Raw genomic sequence first — 17,084 nt, forward strand, 5'->3', positions numbered from 1 at the left:
TAGAATTAGTTTATCACAGACTTAGAAAAATACAGCTCTTTTCAGAGAAAATTTAAAAAAAGAGCGTTGCCGCTCTTTAAAATACGCCTAATAGATGCATCATTGGAAAAACAAACAGCATGCTGTCGAAACGGTCTAAAATGCCGCCGTGTCCAGGTAAGATCTTCCCTGAATCTTTTACTCCATAATGACGCTTAATAGCAGATTCCACTAAATCACCAAACTGTCCAACGATTGAAAAAATAATCGTAAAGATAATCATCGTCACTAGATTGTGTTGGAACACTTGCGGTTGAATCAAAATAAAGATAACAGCTATTACAACTGCACTGGCAATTCCGCCCAATGCTCCTTCAATCGTTTTATTAGGTGAGATATCTGGCCATAGTTTATGTTTGCCGATCTGTCTACCTACCATGTACGCACCAATATCCGTTGACCAAACAACAAAGAAAGCAAACAATAAAATAGCTAAACTATCTGCTCGTGCGGTAACCAGATTTTGAAAACCCATGCCGACATATAAACTTGTAACGACTGGAAAACCAGCCTCATCAATCGTATAAGCATTTTTCGATACGACAGAAATCCCTAAAATAATCATCACTGTTAAATAAAACAATAGAAAATTGCCATCGCGTTCATTTAAAAATGGCAACCAGCGTTCAGCCGGTAAGACGAGAAAGACTGCTCCTAATATTGAAAGTACCCCTTCAGAGCTCAAAATTGCGAGACCTCTCATCCGGAATAATTCGTACACACCCACCCCTGCTAATACTGCTGCTGCTATTTCTACAGCGATCCCGCCGACATAAAGAATCGGAATAAAGATCACTAAAGCGACAACTGCAGTGATTACTCGCTGTCTCATTTTTTCTCCCCCTTATCTAAACCACCAAAGCGCCGATTTCTTTGTTGAAAAGCAGCGATTGCAGCTTTCAAATGATCCCCATCAAAATCAGGCCATAAAGCTTTTGTAAAATATAATTCGCTATAAGCCAATTGCCATAGCAAGAAATTGCTGATTCGCTCTTCCCCACTTGTTCGCACGACTAACTCTGGATCGCGCAATTCTTGCGGCAAAAAGCCCGTCATTAAATGATCTCCAACCACATCATCAGTAATTGCTTCAACAGCGAGTTGTTCGTCTTTGACTTCTTGAGCCATTTGCTGGATTGCTGTAACAATCTCAGCCCGGCTGCCATAATTCAAGGCAAAATTTAAAATAAGTCCATCGTTTTGTGCAGTTTGTTCGATTGCACGTTTGACCGCATCTTGTGTGTGAGCTGGCAGGTATTCTTCATATCCCATCACGTGGACTCGAACATTTTCTTCAATCAATTCTGGTACAAAAGTATCAAAGAAATCGACTGGCAGCTGCATTAGAAATTTCACTTCTTCTTCAGGACGCTTCCAATTTTCAGTCGAAAAGGCATACAGTGTCAGTACTTTGACACCTAAACGATTGGCATGTTTCGTGATTTTTTTGACGGTTTCCATTCCTTCTTTATGACCAGCGATTCTTGGCAGCCGGCGGTTTTGTGCCCAGCGTCCATTGCCGTCCATAATGATTGCAATATGTTTTGGTACCGCACCTTCAGGGTCGAAAATGAATGCAGACTCTTCCGGTGTATATTTTTTTTTCTGTGGAAAAAAACGTAAGACCATGTTTTCCCTCCTACTTTTACATGATACATAGTGCTGTCTCGTTCTCCAAATTTCTCAGAAAACAAACAAGCATTTAGATTCATCAGCCATTATAGCAATAATCTAAATGCTTGCCTATGTATATCTATGGGTATTTAGACTTTTTTCAAACTTTCGTTGCGGTAATTGCATACTTTCGGTTTACTCCAATCGTATTTTTGGCTTTTTCAGCAAGAGCGTTTGTTTACACTACAACCCACATCTAAAATAAAAAAAGCTGATATGCAATCAATGCATATCAGCCGCTAAATTAAACTTCTAATAATTCTTTTTCTTTTTCAGCAACGATTTGATCGATTGCTTTGATATTATCGTCAGTTAACGTTTGAATATCTTTTTCAACACTACGCAGGTCGTCTTCTGTCAAGTCGCCATTTTTTTGTTGTTTTTTATAATCATCCATCGCATCACGGCGGATATTACGAACAGCGATTTTTGCGCCTTCTGATTCTTTCTTCACTTCTTTAGCTAATTCTTTACGGCGTTCTTCCGTTAGTTGAGGAATCACCAAACGAATCACATTGCCGTCATTGGCTGGATTAAGTCCGATATCGCTGGCCATGATTGCTTTTTCAACATCTTTGATCATATTTTTATCAAAAGGTGTCACCATTAGTACACGTGCTTCTGGAATCGTGATCGATGCCATTTGATTGACTGGTGTTGGGACACCGTAGTAATCAACTGAGATTCGGTCAAGCAAACTTGCATTTGCGCGTCCAGCACGAATTTGACCTAATTGACGTTGCAAAGACTCTTGAGCTTTTTTCATTTTATCTTTCGTTTCGTTCATTACTGCATCTGCCATTTTATTTCCCCCTTACTGTCGTTCCGATGTTCTCACCGAGCACAACACGCTTAATATTTCCTGGTTCATTTAAATTAAAGACAACAAGTGGAATATCATTGTCCATACTTAATGAGCTTGCTGTTGAATCCATGACTTGCAATCCTTTCGCAATCACATCTAAATGAGTCAATTCCTCATACTTCACTGCATTTTCATCAAGTTTTGGATCAGCGGAATAAACGCCATCGACGTTGTTTTTCGCCATTAAGATCACGTCAGCATTTACTTCTGCTGCTCGTAAAGCTGCTGTAGTATCTGTTGAGAAATAAGGGTTCCCTGTTCCGCCGGCAAAAATTACGATTCGACCTTTTTCAAGATGACGTTCTGCTTTACGACGAATATACGGTTCGGCAATTTGACGCATTTCGATTGATGTTTGAACACGGGTCGGCACATCGATATTTTCCAAGGCATCTTGCAATGCCAAAGCATTCATCACAGTTGCTAACATGCCCATATAATCTGCTTGTGCACGTTCCATTCCCATTTGCGCACCAATCTGTCCGCGCCAAATGTTTCCGCCGCCAACAATGATGGCCATTTCGATCCCTAGATCATGGACCTCTTTGATTTCTTCAACGATTTCTTTGATCACCGGCGGATTGATGCCAAACTTCTCATCGCCCGCTAAAGCTTCACCACTAAGTTTCAATACTACACGTTTATACTTTGGTTCATCCATCTTAATACCTCCACTGTCACTCTATTGATATTTTAGCATACTCTGCCTTTGAAGCCACTCAAATTTGAATTTGCTTAAAAAAAGGGAGCGCACATTTTCCGTGCGTTCCCGACTGTTAAAAAAACAGAATTATTTTTTGATTTGGCTCATAACTTCTTCAACAAAGTTATCTTCGCGTTTTTCGATACCTTCGCCGACTTCGAAACGAACGAAGCTTTCAACTGTCGCACCTTTAGCAGATACATATTTTTCGACAGTCATATCAGGATCTTTAACGAATGGTTGGTCTACCAAAGCGATTTCTGCTTTAAATTTGTTCAAACGGCCAATAACCATTTTTTCAACGATATTTGCTGGTTTGCCTTCATTTAATGCTTGTTCAGTTAGAACTGTTTTTTCATGTTCTAATTCTGAATCTGGGATTTGACTTTCGTCAACGTAACGAGGGTTGATAGCCGCAACATGCATTGCAACGTCTTTGGCAACTGTTTCGTCAGTTGTACCGTTCAATAGAGCTAAAACAGCAATGCGTCCGCCCATGTGTAAGTAGCCGCCAAATGCTGCATTGTCATCTTTTTCAACAACTTTAAAACGACGGAAATTGATTTTTTCACCAATAACTTGAGTTGCTTCGATCAATGCTGCGTCTAAAGTTTCACCTTTAGCATTTGTTAATTTCATCGCTGCATCCATGTCAGCTGGTTTGTGTTCAGCAACTAATTCTGCGATTTCTTTAACTAAGTTTTGGAACATTTCATTTTTAGAAACGAAGTCTGTTTCAGAGTTGACTTCTACGATTGCAGCAGTATTTCCATGGATTGCAACTGAAGCTAAGCCTTCAGCGGCGATACGGTCATTTTTCTTAGCTGCTTTAGCCATACCTTTTTCACGTAAAAGATCGACAGCTTTTTCAATATCGCCTTCTACTTCTACTAATGCTCGTTTTGCATCCATCATCCCTACGCCAGTCATGTCGCGTAGTTCTTTTACCATTTTAGCTGTTACGTCTGCCATTTTAAAAAGGCCTCCTTAATTTTTCTAAAAAAGCTGCTTCAAAGGAAAATATTTACTTTGAAGCAGCATATGCTACTAAATTATTCAGCTGATTCAGTAGAAGCGTTGTCGCCTTCCACTACATCAACGATTTCTTCGATTGAAGTTGCTTGTCCGCCATCTTCACTTACGAAGTCTTCTTCAGCTACTTGGTCTTCCCCTTGATTGCCTTCGATGAAAGCGTCAGCCATTTTAGCAGTGATCAATTTCACAGCACGGATAGCGTCATCGTTTGAAGGGATAACTACGTCGATTTCATCTGGATCGCAGTTTGTATCAACCATTGCTACGATTGGAATGTTTAATTTTTGAGCTTCTTGAACAGCGATACGTTCTTTACGAGGATCAACGATATACATAACATCAGGGATGCGAGGCATATCAGCGATACCGCCTAAGAATTTTTCTAAACGTTCACGTTCTTTATTTAAACCAACAACTTCTTTTTTAGGCAATACTTCGAAAGTACCGTCTTGTTCCATAGCGTTGATTTGTTTCAAACGAGCGATACGTTTTTGGATTGTATCCCAGTTTGTTAAAGTTCCGCCTAACCAACGGTGGTTTACATAGTATTGACCAGCGCGGATTGCTTCTTCTTTGATTGCTTCTTGAGCTTGTTTTTTAGTACCTACGAACAATGCAACGCCGCCGTCTTCAGCAACATCTTTCATGTAATCGTAAGCAACGTCTACTAATTTGACTGTTTTTTGCAAGTCAATGATGTAGATTCCGTTTCTTTCTGTGAAGATATATTTCTTCATTTTTGGGTTCCAGCGACGAGTTTGGTGACCAAAGTGTACGCCGGCTTCTAGTAATTGTTTCATAGACAATACTGACATTTGTGTTTCCTCCAATTGGTTTTTGTTTTCCTCTTTTGCTCTCTTTTTTGTAAAGAACTGACGATGCAGCACCGCTTTACAAATCAAGTCAAAATGTGGATTTTAGTTGCGTAGTCGCCTACACACAATTAGTAATTATACAAGAGTCTTTTTAATAAATCAATCTTTTTTTCTTACCTGAAATGGAGATTAATATTTATGTAGGAATACTGCTCAAAAAAACTTTTTCTGCTATACTGAGTGCATAATTATTATTTAATTGGTTGATTTCACAACTTAAGACGGACAGATCCAAAGCCACTGCTGATTCCAGCGACAAACAAACGATTAATTTTTATTACTATCAAGAATGACTGCTTGTTTTCTGATCGACGTCTCTAGATTGTCGACTCAACGTTTCTAATAAAAATGTATTATCAGGAATAAGGAGATTTTTATGCGAAAAAAAGACCGCCATGAATTAATCAAACAAATTATTTCGGAAAATCCGATTCGTAATCAAAATGAATTGATGGATTACTTGCAGCAACACCATGTCTCAGCAACTCAAGCAACCATTTCAAGAGACATCCGCGACTTAAAGATCGTAAAAACGATCGATGAATCCGGCAAACCGCGCTTTGAATTGTTTCAAGAACATCAAGCACCGACTGAAGATGATGATATCAAACGCTTGATCCGAATGACCAGTGATGTAATCGTCAAAGTCGCTACTGTTCAATTTATGACCATCGTCAGCACTTTACCGGATAATGCGCATCTATTAGCTTCGGTCTTAGATGATCTTTCCAGTGAATTGATCGTAGCGACGATGGCAAGTTTTGATACGATCATCATTATTTCAAAAACAGCCGAAGATGCAGAGAAAGTCGCAAACTTTTTACAAAATCCTGAACAAGGAACTATTTTTACCCAAGCTTGATTTTATCTTTTCAAACCATTAAATATCCAAACAAAAAAGGAAACTTGGTTAACCAAGTTTCCTTTTTGTTTTATTTTAAACCCATTCTCAGCGTTTGACCGATCGGATTAATTATAAATTACATTTTATTCGGTGCATGAACCCCTAACAGACGTAGATCTTCTTTCAAGATGACCGTCACTGCATGAACTAGTGCAAGACGCGCATCTTTTTGTTCATCCTCAACGAGTACTTTTGTGTGGGCATAATACTTGTTGAAAGCTTGCGCTACTCTGATAGAATGCTTGGCGATCACTGATGGTTCGTATTGATCAGCCGCTTGCATCACGACTTCTGGATAGCTTTGTAATAACTTGATGATTTCCCAGCTATCAGCATCATTTAAGGCGTAGACTGCTTCTGGATCAACCATAAAGTTGGCTTTTTCTAAAATTGACATCGCACGAGCATGCGTATATTGCACGTATGGTCCAGTTTCTCCTTCAAAACGGACCACTTCTTCTAAGTTGAAGTCGAAGTTATTCAGACGATCATTTTTCAGATCATGGAAAATAACTGCGCCGACGCCGACTTGATGAGCCACTTCTTCTTTATTCGGCAGATCAGGATTTTTTTCTTGGATTTGTTTGAAGGCTAGGTCTTTGGCTTCATTCAACACTTCTTCTAATAAAACGATTTTTCCTTTACGCGTTGACAACTTTTTGCCATCTTTTGTGATCAAGCCAAAAGGGATGTGGACCATTTCATCAGACCAATCAAAAGACATCTCTTTTAAGACAGCTTTTAACTGCTTGAAGTGTCCGCTCTGTTCATTCCCAACTACATATAATGATTTAACAAAATTATATTCACGTTTGCGATAAAGTGCAGCAGACAAATCACGAGTAATGTATAAAGTGGCGCCATCAGATTTTTTAATCAATGCAGGATTCAAGTCATATTTTTCAAGATCGACGATTTCTGCACCTTCACTTGTTTGTAATAAATGTTTTTCTTCTAGCATCGTAACGACTTCATCCATTTTATCGTTATAAAAGGCTTCGCCGTTGTATGAATCAAACTCAACTTCCAGCATGCTGTAGATTTTATTGAATTCTTTTAACGATTCGCTACGGAACCATTTCCATAATCCCAATGCTTCTTCGTCATCTTCTTCTAAACGTTTGAACCAAGCCCGCGCTTCATCATTTAATTCAGGCTCTGTTTCAGCTTTTTCATGGAATTCCACATATAGACGCAGTAATTCATTGATTGGCTCCGCTTTGACTTTTTCTTCTGAGCCCCATTTTTTGTAAGCGACGATTAACTTGCCAAATTGTGTGCCCCAGTCGCCTAAGTGATTGATCTTGATTGGGTTATAGCCGATTTTACTTAAAATCAAACTGATAGAATTACCGATCACCGTTGAACGTAAATGTCCCATGGAAATTGGTTTAGCAATATTAGGAGAAGACATATCAATCGTAACATTGCCCTCATTACCAATAGTGCTGTCGCCAAAATGTTTGGCTTCTTTGGCGATTTGTTTTAATACCATACTTGAAATAACTTCTTTTTTCATAAAGAAATTCAAGTACGGACCAACTACTTCAATTTTTTCAAAAGCTGTTGTATCGATTTTTTCCGCTAGTTCCGCAGCAATCTGCTGTGGTGCTTTACGAAAAGCTTTGGCAAGCGCAAAAGTGGGAAACGCGACATCTCCATGATCTACTGATTTCGGATTTTCTAGCAAACGTGCTACTTCCGGCAGTGTTAGGTTCTCTTTGACTGCTTCAAAAACAGCTTGTGCAACAATTTCTTTATTATTCATCCAAATTTCCTCCCAATTCACATTAATGAAAAAGCGACGGCTAAGATTCTAAGCTTGGTAAATGGAAAAACGATTTTCTGCACATTTAAAACTGCACAGGTCACGTTTATTATATAAGAATTCGAAAAAAAAAGCCCCTGATGTATAAAATACATCAGAGACGAGAATTCCCGCGGTACCACTCTTATTGTCGTAAACGACCAACTTAGACTATAACGGTAGCTGCCGTTTCATCTCAAAAGTGCGCCCTCTATTTTTGTTTATCCGGCTCTCACCTGCCCGAACTCGCTGCAAAACAGACCATAGACTTCTCTTTTTCATCAATGAAATAATTATCTGGCATTATACTAACAGAAAATTCTTCATCTGACTAGTCAAGAAAAGTTTTTTATGGATGAGGAATAAACAAATTACCCAGTGTCGCCGCCATCACTGCTTTAATCGTGTGCATCCGATTTTCAGCTTGTTGAAATTGCAAGGCATTCTTGCCGCGAAAGACTTCATCGGTCACTTCCAATTCTGTTAGACCATATGTTGCTTGAATCTCTTTGGCAACTTTTGTTTCAAGATCATGAAACGCCGGCAAACAATGTAAAAAGATTGTTTCTTTCTTGTGCGTTTTTTCCATCAATGCTTGATTGACTTGATAAGGCAATAACAACTCGATTCGTTCTTGATACGCGTCTTCTTCTCCCATCGATACCCAGACATCTGTATAAATAATATCGGCTTGCTCAACACCTTGATCAATAGCATCCGTGATTAAAATGTTTGCGCCAGTTTCTTCAGCGTATTTTTCAGCCAATGCTATCAAATCATTTGCTGGAAAAAGTTTTTTTGGCGCTACGATTGAAATATTCACCCCTAAAATAGCTCCGGTGATCAAAAGTGAATTGGCCATGTTGTTTCGCCCATCACCGACATACGCCAAAGTCAATCCTGTTAATTTTCCAAAGTGTTCCTTGATCGTCAAAAAATCCGCCAACATCTGGGTCGGATGCCACTGGTCGGTTAGCCCATTCCAAACAGGTACCCTGGAATGAGCCGCCAATGCCTCAACTGTTGCTTGTGAAAAACCGCGGTACTCGATACCATCAAACATACTGCCTAAAACTTTAGCGGTGTCTTCCACAGATTCTTTTTTTCCCAGTTGGATGTCATTTTTTCCTAAATATTCAGGATGTGCGCCCAAATCAATCGCCGCAGTTGTAAAAGCTGAGCGTGTGCGAGTGGATGTTTTCTCAAATAATAAGGCAATATTTTTCCCAGCTAAATAATTATGCGGAATGTTTTGTTGCTTCAATGCTTTTAAATGAGCCGCAAAGTCAATTAAGTAAAGCAATTCATTTTTAGTGAAATCAATTTCTTTTAAAAAACTTCTCCCTTGAAAAATACTCGTCATACTAACGCCCCCATTTTGAATATTAATTCGTCAATATCTCAAAATTATTTATTTTTATTCATAATAACGGAATAACTAGAAAGTATCAACCACATTTGTGAAATAGAATGAAAAAACTTCCTCGAAAAAATTCGAGGAAGTTGACTGACTATTTTTATTTCTTCAATCATTTTTGATTGAGGCAAACTTTAGATGTGTTGAAAAGCCAAACTTGGATCAGCGTTTAAAGTCATTCCTGCAAAGTGCTTTTTTTGCAATTCTACATGAGCTGCTGCTCCGATCATTGCTGCATTGTCTCCGCATAAACGTAATGGCGGTACGATCAACTTTATAGCAGGCAGTTCTTGACTTAGCACGCGCGCCATTTCTTCTCTTAAACCACGATTAGCCGCTACTCCGCCAGCCACGATTAATTGTTTGACCGGGTATGTTTTGCAAGCTTTGACCGTCTTTGTAACTAATACTTCAACGACACTTGCCTGAAAACTAGCGGCTAGATTTTTATGTTCCAATACTTCTCCCCGTTGTTCAGCGTTGTGCGTTAAATTAATAAATGCGCTCTTCAAACCGCTAAAGCTAAAATCAAAATTATCTTCCTTAATCATGGCACGAGGGAAATCATAGGTATCTTCTCCTTGATGAGCCAGTTCATCGATTTCTTTTCCGCTTGGATAACTAAGACCTAACACACGGCCAACTTTATCATAAGCTTCACCAGCAGCATCATCGCGAGTCTCGCCAATAATCTCAAATGAACCGTCTTGTTCCATGTAAACCAATTCCGTATGACCACCGCTGACTAGCAGAGCCATTAAAGGAAATTCCAACGGTTCAACCAAACGTGCCGCATAGATGTGTCCAGCCATATGGTTGATTGGCAATAGCGGCAATCCGTTTGCCCAAGCAAAAGCCTTTGCGGCACTTAGACCGATCAATAATGCTCCGACAAGTCCTGGGCCATAAGTTACTGCCACTGCCTGAAGATCTTTAGCTTCGACCGCTGCTTCTGTCAATGCTTCTTCAATACAGATCGTAATTTGTTCAACATGATGACGGCTAGCTACTTCTGGTACAACTCCGCCAAAACGTTTGTGGCTATTAATTTGTGATGCCACAATATTAGATAAAATCTTTTCACCGTTTTCAACCACTGCAACACTTGTTTCATCGCAGCTGCTTTCAATCGCCAAAATGAGTTCTGTTTCATTCATCTGCTTTTCCTACTTTCAAAGACATCAGCACTGCATCTTCTTGCGGATGCTGATAATAATTTTTGCGCCTGCCGATTTCTAAGAAACCAAACTTCTCATAAAAAAGACGTGCCGCGTGATTCGAAGCACGGACTTCTAAAAAAATAGTCGCGATTTGGTGTACTTTTGCATAGTCCAGTAGGCGCTCCAGCAACTGTGTGCCATACCCTCGACCTTTTATTTTAGTCGCGATATTTGTGATTTCGATTTCATCACAAACTTGATGAAATCCTAAAAAAGCTGCAGTTTCAGTTTTTTCAACAAAGTAATGACTATGAGCCAGTTTCATATCACTGGCAAATTGTTCTGCTGTCCATGGTGCATCATCTGTATATGCCGCGTGGCTGATTTCCCAAATTGTTCTGGCTAATTCATCCAACTTATCTCACTTCCAAATGTTTGATCATATCTAACGCATCTTCATTATCCTCGGTGTAATAATTTTTTTGAATATTCCGAGCAGAGAATCCCAACCGTCGATACAGTCGTTGAGCATCTGTATTGCTGAGCCGAACTTCTAAAGAGAGCGTTGCACAATCGTTCATTATAGCGAAATTTTCTACTTCGTCAATCAACAGCTTCCCTATTCCACGATTTTGAAATGCGGTTCCCACTGCAATATTTGTAATATGAGTATCATTTCCAATCAAACGGCTGCCGATAAATCCAGCGATTTCTGCTTGTTTGGTTACAATACAAATATATAAATGCGGGATTGGTGAATGAATTTCGGAAAGAAAGGCACTTTTTGTCCAAGGGGTCTCGCCAAAATACACATCTCGTTCAAGTGCTATCAACTCTTTGATATCTCGATCACCGATTTTTCGCATTAAATACTCCTCACCTTGCAGTCCAATCGATTTTTCACTAAAAGGCGCTTGTCTTCCATATAAAACGGTCTTTACTAATCCGCTAAATTTTTTCAACATAGTTATCGCCCTCAGATTGATGTGTTTCCAGCCATTTTTCTTCTGCCTCCACCCGTTTCAAATATTCTGGGACCACTTCATGAATATTTTCGATTGGTTTCGCAGAAAGACCTAATTTTCCTAAGATCAATCCATTTGGCAAGTTTACTTCATCTGCTTCAGAAATTTCAGCTTCCGGTAATACTGATAGGATCTGTTCTTTGAATTTAGCTGTTTCACCAACAAAAACTGCTGGTTGCTTTATTTGTTTCAATAAATCTGCTAACGCGATGTGACGATCTGCTAAATGATTTACTAGCTGATTTTCCCACTGATAAACACCTGCATAAACATTGTTTCGCCGTGCATCCATCAATGGAACGATCAACTTATTTGTTTGTACGTTCCCAGCAATGACTGCCAAACTAGAAACTGTTGTCAACTCGATTTTTAAAGTTTCAGCTAATGTTTTAGCCGTTGTTACTGCAATCCGGATCCCTGTATAAGAACCAGGACCTTTAGCTACAACAATCCGATCCAAATCAGTCGGTTTTAACCCGCTTGCTTGCATCACTGTTTCGATTGCCGGCATCAAGGACAAACTGTGATTTAGCTTTCGATTTAATTGAAAGTGAGCTAGTACATTTTCATCCTCTAAAACTGCCACAGCTAGTGTTTGATTGGATGTATCCATCGCTAATAATTTCATAAAAGTTCATTTCCTCGCATTTAAGATAGCCATATTTTAACACAATCCTTATTTGCTTTCCTACTAACCGATGAAAGATTTCCGTTTTTCCTAGATTATACAAAAAGAGCCGCGCACTAGCGCCGCTCTTTTAACGTATTCAATCGCTTTTATTTCTATCACTTTTTTCTACAACGTATGGATAAATCGTAAAAAGCCTAGCTGCCCTTCACTATCGCGTTTGAAAACACTCGCATCTTCCAATCCGCGCACAAAAATTTTTCCAACAGCCTTTTGGACGATCTCGGTCACATTTTCAACTGTAATTTGGTTGTCTGTTTTTAATTGATCTGCCCATTTTTGATGATAATCAGCCAGCGTATTTTCTTGTCCTAACAAATACTGTTCCACTTCTTTTAGTTCTGTTTCTAAATGTGGCGCCAGTACTACTGATCCCATCACATCATTTAAATCCAAAATTCCTTTTTTAATGTGTTGAACCTCTGGATGCAAATGAAAGATTCCGTCAGGAAATTCTGCTGAGACATTGTTATCGCGTAAAACAAGATCCAATTCAAAATGATCCCCCGTTCGACGAGCAATGGGTGTAATCGTATGATGTTGTGTTCCATCAGTTGCTTGTGCAATGATTTCCAACGGTTCATCCGAATAAGTCTGCCAATTTGTTAGAATCTTATTGGCTGCCTCAACTAAATCCCTTTGTTTTTTCCCTTGCAATCGAATCACAGACATCGGCCATTTTACGATACCGGCAGTGATACTAGGAAAACCTTGCAAAGTAAATGGTCGTTCTATTTCAGCTGCTGCTAAAGGAAAAGCATGACGCCCACCTTGATAATGGGCATGGGTAGTCTTCGAACCGCCCACGATCGGCAGGTCCGCATCCGAACCCACAAAATAATGCGGAAGAACTTCTACAATCTTCAACAAACGCTGAAAAGTCGCTTTAGTCGTTTTTAGCGGACGATGTTCTTCTGATGCAATTATGCATTGCTCAGTATAATGAGCGTTTGGCGCGTATTGAAACCCCCAACTTTCTCCATCGAGATTCATTCGAATGATCCGCTGATTGCTTCGTGCCGGATAATTTGCGCGGCCTTTGTATCCTTCATTCTCCATACAAAATACACATTTAGGATACGCATCTGTTACTGTTTGTTTTGCGATAAACGCTTCTTGATCATTCTCTATTTTTGAAAAATCAATCATCATTTCCAACTGACCATACTCAGTTTCAACGGAAAATAAACTATTGCGAGCATTCTCTCGTGTTTTGACATAATTCGTCTCTTTGCTTAAATTGAAAAAATAATCCGTCGCCTGAATTGGATCTTTTGAATAATATTGCGCAAAATAAGCATTCACTACAGATGGCGGAGGCGTCATCAGATCCATCAATTGAGCTTCCAATCTCTCTTTTTCTGCTTGCAGACCGGTGATTACTTGATTTTTTTGAGCTTGACCCAAAAGCTGTTCAACTAGTGCTATTGCCGGTTCAGCTACAGCTTGAACTTCAACTTCCATTAATGCGTCTTCTCCAATCATAGCAATGACTCGATTTTCTAAATATAAGCGATCCATTTCCATCCAGCCACCTGATTGAATGGCCAGCGTAATAAAATCTCTTATCGTTTGACTGATTGACACATTGATTCCTCCTAATCTTCATATCCATTGGGATGACTCACATGCCAATTCCACGCCGTTTCAATAATTGCTTCGATATCAGTGTATTCTGGCTTCCAACCTAAAATGGTTTTAACCTTTTCGCTCGAAGCTACTAAACGGCTAGGATCGCCTGCACGGCGCGGCCCAATTTCAGCAGCAATCTCTTTCCCTGTCACTTTGCGTGCAGCATCCAACATTTCTTTTACAGAATAACCATTATTTGAACCAAGATTAAAGAAATTACTTGGATTACCTGCTTTTAAATATTCTAAGGCAAGGATATGAGCTGCCGCCAGATCCTCTACTTGAACATAATCTCGAATACAAGTCCCATCCGGTGTATCATAATCATCTCCAAAAATCGTCAGGTGATCTCTTTGCCCTAAGGCTACTTGCAAGATGATTGGTACTAAATGAGTCTCAGGATCATGGTCTTCCCCAATACTTGCATCAGCCTTTGCACCTGCTACGTTAAAGTAGCGTAAAGCAACATAGTGCATTCCATAAGCATTATCACACCACTTCATCATTTTTTCCATCATCAATTTACTTTCACCGTATGGATTTGTCGGATTGGTTGCTACTTCTTCCGTAATTGGAGAAACTCCCGGTTCACCATAAGTTGCCGCAGTTGAAGAAAAGACGATATTTTTTACACCAAATTCTTCCATAACTTCTAATAAATTTTCCATGCCGACTACATTGTTATTAAAATATTTTAATGGCTTTTCCACTGACTCACCAACTAATGAACTCGCTGCAAAATGTAGAACACCTTCAATTGATTCTTGTTTGAAAACTTCGCTCATAAAAATTTTATCGCGACAGTCTCCTTCATAGAAATGTGCATTAGGATGAATCGCTTCACGATGACCTGTCAATAAATTGTCAACGACAACTACCTCATAATTTTGTGTGATTAGTTTATCAACTGTATGGGAACCAATATACCCTGCTCCACCAAGAACTAAAATTGTCATTTAATCTTCTCCTGTTGCTTTCATTTAGTAAACAACTTATAAGTTGTTTACTAAATGAAAGCAAGAATCGCTCGTACGTTAAACTTTTCATTTTTGTCCTTTTGCTTCATAATGAAGGTATAAGAAACAGTACTAGTTTGTTGCGCATGCCCGCTAACTGCATGTGCTCAGCTTGAGAAAAAGTTTTTTTCAGATTGCTTAGCTTTAGCCATCAACTAGTTAATCGAACAAAATTGAATGTTTTTTGGCGGAAAATACATTCTGTACACTGTAGAAAGGAGTGATGACACGATGCGTAAATTTGCTTCAGGTTTCGTTACCGGTACTTTAGCAGCAGCGGCAGTAGTTGCCGGCGTAGCAATGAGTGTGAAAAAGAAAATAATCGATCCGATTGAAGAAAGAGACTCTAAAATCGATGAAAATCGCAAAAAAGCCCGCAGAAAAAGAATTGCACGCTAAAAAAAGAAAGCCTTAGAGCTTTCTTTTTTTAGTGATAAATTGTTTGAACAATTTGATTGGCTAAATAAAAAATTCGATCCTCGCTTTTAGGCCGCGGTGAAGTTGCATTCAACCAATCAACGCCTTCTAACGGGACACCATAACAATATAGATGCGGCAGTATTTTTCCATCTTCAGCTAGTAGTTGATGGGTTTTACGATTTACTTGAAGGGCCCCCATTGAATGTTTTTTATTATCAATGGTTACACAATACGGAGCCAAGTAACCTTTTTCCCGCATTTTGATCAGCAGCGGATTTTTCGTATGCGCTAAACTAGTTGCTGGTAAACGTGCTTCAATCAAGTTTTTTCCAGAAAAAGATCGTTTTGGGTCTTGCTTGCTATATGCGAAAAACTCTCCATTTTTTCTTTCTACTTGCATTTCAGGAGCCAAAAACTCAACTACACCGGCTTTTACCAATGCCAGTAATTGTTTCTGTCGAATTATCGGTGCGCCAATAGTCAAAAAACTATACATATGTTTAAATGTCCCAAAGAAATCTTCAACGTATTCTTTGGGTGAGAACTTTTCTTGGTCCAACATCTTATTTAACGGATCTTGTAATTCTTTATACGTATCAATAGCGCTGGCGATCGCTCCTGTTTGGTTGCCTCGTTCTGCCTCTTCGATATCTTTTTTCAAATATTGTTGAATAAAATCAGGAAATGCTTGTGGAACAACTTCTTTAGCTGGATCAAGTAGTTTCGTCCAATCTAAGCGATCCTCAACAGAAATTTGGTATTTGCGCAAAATAGTTTCTCGATCACCTACTTGATAGTCTCGTAAAAACCTGTCCAAATCGATTTTTTTATTGGCTAATTTCTTTTGGTAAAAAACTAATTCAGCTTCTTTTTTTAATAGATCAAATAATTCCTGAGCACTGCCTTGAAACTGTTCCATAAAGGACTCAGTCAAAATTTGTGGTTGCGCAACATCTCCAAATCCTTTTTGATTGTTCGGTCGCGTATGATAAGGCAACCCTCTGCCAGAACCCACAACTAATGTCTGCTCTTTCCCCGAAGGTACGTACATCAAATGATTTTTTTCTTCAGTGAACTGCCCACCCCACTTAGCAACAAATAGCGCAAGATAATCAAAAAAACTCAATCCTAACCCACGAATGATCACCGTACCCGGTGCTGATTTTTCAAGCGGTGTATCTGAAGGATTCCCCGGTCCTTGATAAAAAAGCCCGTGTGCTTCCGCATATTCTTGATTTTTTGCTTCGTCGCCACTGAGATAATTCTGGGCATGACCAGTTGCTAAGATCACATCGGTTACTTGATAACACTTGGATGTTTGAAGAGAAATATTTCCTTCCGCTATAGTCAAGTCGACAACTTGTTCTTTGAAAAAGTTTACGGTCACATTTTCTGGCAGCTCACTTGTCACTCGTTCAAAAAACCAATGTTGATACGCCCCATAATAACGACGCTGGCAATAATCATTTTCTGTTAATTTTGTCTCTGATAATAGAGTCTCTTCGTAATCAAAATCCGTTAGAAATGCCCCTGCTTCTGTTTGACTCCATTCAGCTAGATTTGGTCCCTCATCTTCTGAAAATAAAGTCACATGCTGCATCACGGTATTCATGATCACTTGATCGCTTTGATCTTTACGCCACACATGTCCGCCTAGACCAACCGAATCAAAAAACAATAATTCAATTTTTTCAGCAGGTGCTTGCTTGATCAAGCGATCCAATGCAACTAGCCCATAAGGACCCGCTCCGATAATAGCAATTTTTTTCATACACATTCTCCGTCTTTTGATTGATCCTTCTCTTTACAGAGTAGAGAAAAATT

At 39.2% G+C, this 17,084-nt stretch carries 17 protein-coding genes; 2 read left to right on the forward strand and 15 right to left on the reverse strand.

What is annotated here, in order from left to right; translation table 11 throughout:
* Positions 1–76: 76 nt before the first annotated feature.
* From FFM68_RS00065 to rpsB, 6 genes are all read right to left on the reverse strand, one after another.
* Positions 77–871 (reverse strand): phosphatidate cytidylyltransferase, encoded by a 795-nt coding sequence (locus tag FFM68_RS00065; protein ID WP_137617419.1) that lies wholly within the window; start codon positions 869–871, stop codon positions 77–79.
* Positions 868–1,668, reverse strand: a complete 801-nt coding sequence (gene uppS / locus FFM68_RS00070; protein WP_137617420.1) for an undecaprenyl pyrophosphate synthase — start codon at positions 1,666–1,668, stop codon at positions 868–870. Before uppS ends, FFM68_RS00065 begins: the two co-directional genes overlap by 4 nt.
* A 289-nt stretch (positions 1,669–1,957) precedes the next feature.
* A complete protein-coding gene (frr, locus tag FFM68_RS00075; protein WP_137609332.1) occupies positions 1,958–2,515 on the reverse strand; it encodes a ribosome recycling factor in 558 nt (185 codons plus the stop codon).
* 1 nt (position 2,516) lies between these two features.
* Positions 2,517–3,239, reverse strand: a complete 723-nt coding sequence (pyrH, locus tag FFM68_RS00080) for a UMP kinase (protein WP_137617421.1) — start codon at positions 3,237–3,239, stop codon at positions 2,517–2,519.
* Between the two features lie 129 nt (positions 3,240–3,368).
* Complete coding sequence (gene tsf, locus FFM68_RS00085; protein WP_137609334.1) at positions 3,369–4,253, reverse strand: translation elongation factor Ts; 885 nt, start codon at positions 4,251–4,253, stop codon at positions 3,369–3,371.
* An 80-nt stretch (positions 4,254–4,333) separates the two neighbouring features.
* Positions 4,334–5,131 carry a 30S ribosomal protein S2 gene (rpsB, locus tag FFM68_RS00090; RefSeq protein WP_137617422.1) on the reverse strand — a complete coding sequence of 266 codons (798 nt, stop codon included), beginning with the start codon at positions 5,129–5,131 and terminating at the stop codon, positions 4,334–4,336.
* Between the two features lie 436 nt (positions 5,132–5,567).
* On the opposite strand from rpsB, the gene FFM68_RS00095 reads away from it, so the two are divergent.
* The gene (locus FFM68_RS00095; protein ID WP_137617423.1) at positions 5,568–6,053 is read left to right on the forward strand and encodes an arginine repressor; all 486 of its coding nucleotides are present in this window, start codon (positions 5,568–5,570) and stop codon (positions 6,051–6,053) included.
* A 118-nt stretch (positions 6,054–6,171) separates the two neighbouring features.
* Here the strand turns inward: FFM68_RS00095 and argS are convergent, their stop codons facing one another.
* The 8 genes from argS to galE all read right to left on the reverse strand — a co-directional run bounded on the left by argS (position 6,172) and on the right by galE (position 14,780).
* Positions 6,172–7,863, reverse strand: coding sequence for an arginine--tRNA ligase (gene argS / locus FFM68_RS00100; protein WP_137617424.1), 1,692 nt, complete (start codon positions 7,861–7,863; stop codon positions 6,172–6,174).
* Between the two features lie 388 nt (positions 7,864–8,251).
* Entirely contained in the window at positions 8,252–9,265 is a 1,014-nt protein-coding gene (gene argF / locus FFM68_RS00105) for an ornithine carbamoyltransferase (protein ID WP_137617425.1), read from the reverse strand.
* Positions 9,266–9,453: 188 nt separating this feature from the next.
* Positions 9,454–10,476, reverse strand: coding sequence for a tRNA (adenosine(37)-N6)-threonylcarbamoyltransferase complex transferase subunit TsaD (gene tsaD, locus FFM68_RS00110; protein ID WP_137617426.1), 1,023 nt, complete (start codon positions 10,474–10,476; stop codon positions 9,454–9,456).
* The gene (gene rimI / locus FFM68_RS00115) at positions 10,469–10,894 is read right to left on the reverse strand and encodes a ribosomal protein S18-alanine N-acetyltransferase (protein WP_137617427.1); all 426 of its coding nucleotides are present in this window, start codon (positions 10,892–10,894) and stop codon (positions 10,469–10,471) included. The genes tsaD and rimI (FFM68_RS00115) overlap by 8 nt, the downstream gene beginning before the upstream one ends.
* Before the next feature lies 1 nt (position 10,895).
* Entirely contained in the window at positions 10,896–11,444 is a 549-nt protein-coding gene (gene rimI / locus FFM68_RS00120) for a ribosomal protein S18-alanine N-acetyltransferase (RefSeq protein ID WP_137617428.1), read from the reverse strand.
* A complete protein-coding gene (gene tsaB / locus FFM68_RS00125; protein WP_137617429.1) occupies positions 11,428–12,132 on the reverse strand; it encodes a tRNA (adenosine(37)-N6)-threonylcarbamoyltransferase complex dimerization subunit type 1 TsaB in 705 nt (234 codons plus the stop codon). The genes rimI (FFM68_RS00120) and tsaB overlap by 17 nt, the downstream gene beginning before the upstream one ends.
* A gap of 168 nt (positions 12,133–12,300) precedes the next feature.
* On the reverse strand, positions 12,301–13,779 hold the full coding sequence (locus FFM68_RS00130; protein WP_137617430.1) for a UDP-glucose--hexose-1-phosphate uridylyltransferase: 1,479 nt from the start codon (positions 13,777–13,779) through the stop codon (positions 12,301–12,303).
* 11 nt (positions 13,780–13,790) lie between these two features.
* Positions 13,791–14,780: a UDP-glucose 4-epimerase GalE gene (galE, locus tag FFM68_RS00135; RefSeq protein WP_137617431.1), complete on the reverse strand. Its 990-nt coding sequence runs from the start codon at positions 14,778–14,780 to the stop codon at positions 13,791–13,793.
* Between the two features lie 291 nt (positions 14,781–15,071).
* Here galE and FFM68_RS00140 point away from each other — a divergent pair, with 291 nt between their 5' ends.
* The gene (locus FFM68_RS00140; protein ID WP_137617432.1) at positions 15,072–15,239 is read left to right on the forward strand and encodes a DUF3042 family protein; all 168 of its coding nucleotides are present in this window, start codon (positions 15,072–15,074) and stop codon (positions 15,237–15,239) included.
* A gap of 28 nt (positions 15,240–15,267) precedes the next feature.
* Here the strand turns inward: FFM68_RS00140 and FFM68_RS00145 are convergent, their stop codons facing one another.
* Positions 15,268–17,031 carry an FAD/NAD(P)-binding protein gene (locus tag FFM68_RS00145; RefSeq protein WP_137617433.1) on the reverse strand — a complete coding sequence of 588 codons (1,764 nt, stop codon included), beginning with the start codon at positions 17,029–17,031 and terminating at the stop codon, positions 15,268–15,270.
* Positions 17,032–17,084 lie beyond the last annotated feature (53 nt).

Source organism: Enterococcus xiangfangensis (assembly GCF_005405365.1).
Lineage (GTDB): Bacteria > Bacillota > Bacilli > Lactobacillales > Enterococcaceae > Enterococcus_A > Enterococcus_A xiangfangensis.

Bases quoted from the DNA above. Each gene is read 5' to 3' on its own strand.
- rimI (WP_137617428.1), bottom strand. From the start codon at position 11,444: ATGTTGAAAAAATTTAGCGGATTAGTAAAGACCGTTTTATATGGAAGA.
- tsaB (WP_137617429.1), bottom strand. From the start codon at position 12,132: ATGAAATTATTAGCGATGGATACATCCAATCAAACACTAGCTGTGGCA.
- FFM68_RS00095 (WP_137617423.1), top strand. From the start codon at position 5,568: ATGCGAAAAAAAGACCGCCATGAATTAATCAAACAAATTATTTCGGAA.
- tsf (WP_137609334.1), bottom strand. From the start codon at position 4,253: ATGGCAGACGTAACAGCTAAAATGGTAAAAGAACTACGCGACATGACT.
- uppS (WP_137617420.1), bottom strand. From the start codon at position 1,668: ATGGTCTTACGTTTTTTTCCACAGAAAAAAAAATATACACCGGAAGAG.
- tsaD (WP_137617426.1), bottom strand. From the start codon at position 10,476: ATGAATGAAACAGAACTCATTTTGGCGATTGAAAGCAGCTGCGATGAA.
- argS (WP_137617424.1), bottom strand. From the start codon at position 7,863: ATGAATAATAAAGAAATTGTTGCACAAGCTGTTTTTGAAGCAGTCAAA.
- FFM68_RS00065 (WP_137617419.1), bottom strand. From the start codon at position 871: ATGAGACAGCGAGTAATCACTGCAGTTGTCGCTTTAGTGATCTTTATT.
- FFM68_RS00145 (WP_137617433.1), bottom strand. From the start codon at position 17,031: ATGAAAAAAATTGCTATTATCGGAGCGGGTCCTTATGGGCTAGTTGCA.
- pyrH (WP_137617421.1), bottom strand. From the start codon at position 3,239: ATGGATGAACCAAAGTATAAACGTGTAGTATTGAAACTTAGTGGTGAA.
- FFM68_RS00140 (WP_137617432.1), top strand. From the start codon at position 15,072: ATGCGTAAATTTGCTTCAGGTTTCGTTACCGGTACTTTAGCAGCAGCG.
- galE (WP_137617431.1), bottom strand. From the start codon at position 14,780: ATGACAATTTTAGTTCTTGGTGGAGCAGGGTATATTGGTTCCCATACA.
- frr (WP_137609332.1), bottom strand. From the start codon at position 2,515: ATGGCAGATGCAGTAATGAACGAAACGAAAGATAAAATGAAAAAAGCT.
- rpsB (WP_137617422.1), bottom strand. From the start codon at position 5,131: ATGTCAGTATTGTCTATGAAACAATTACTAGAAGCCGGCGTACACTTT.
- argF (WP_137617425.1), bottom strand. From the start codon at position 9,265: ATGACGAGTATTTTTCAAGGGAGAAGTTTTTTAAAAGAAATTGATTTC.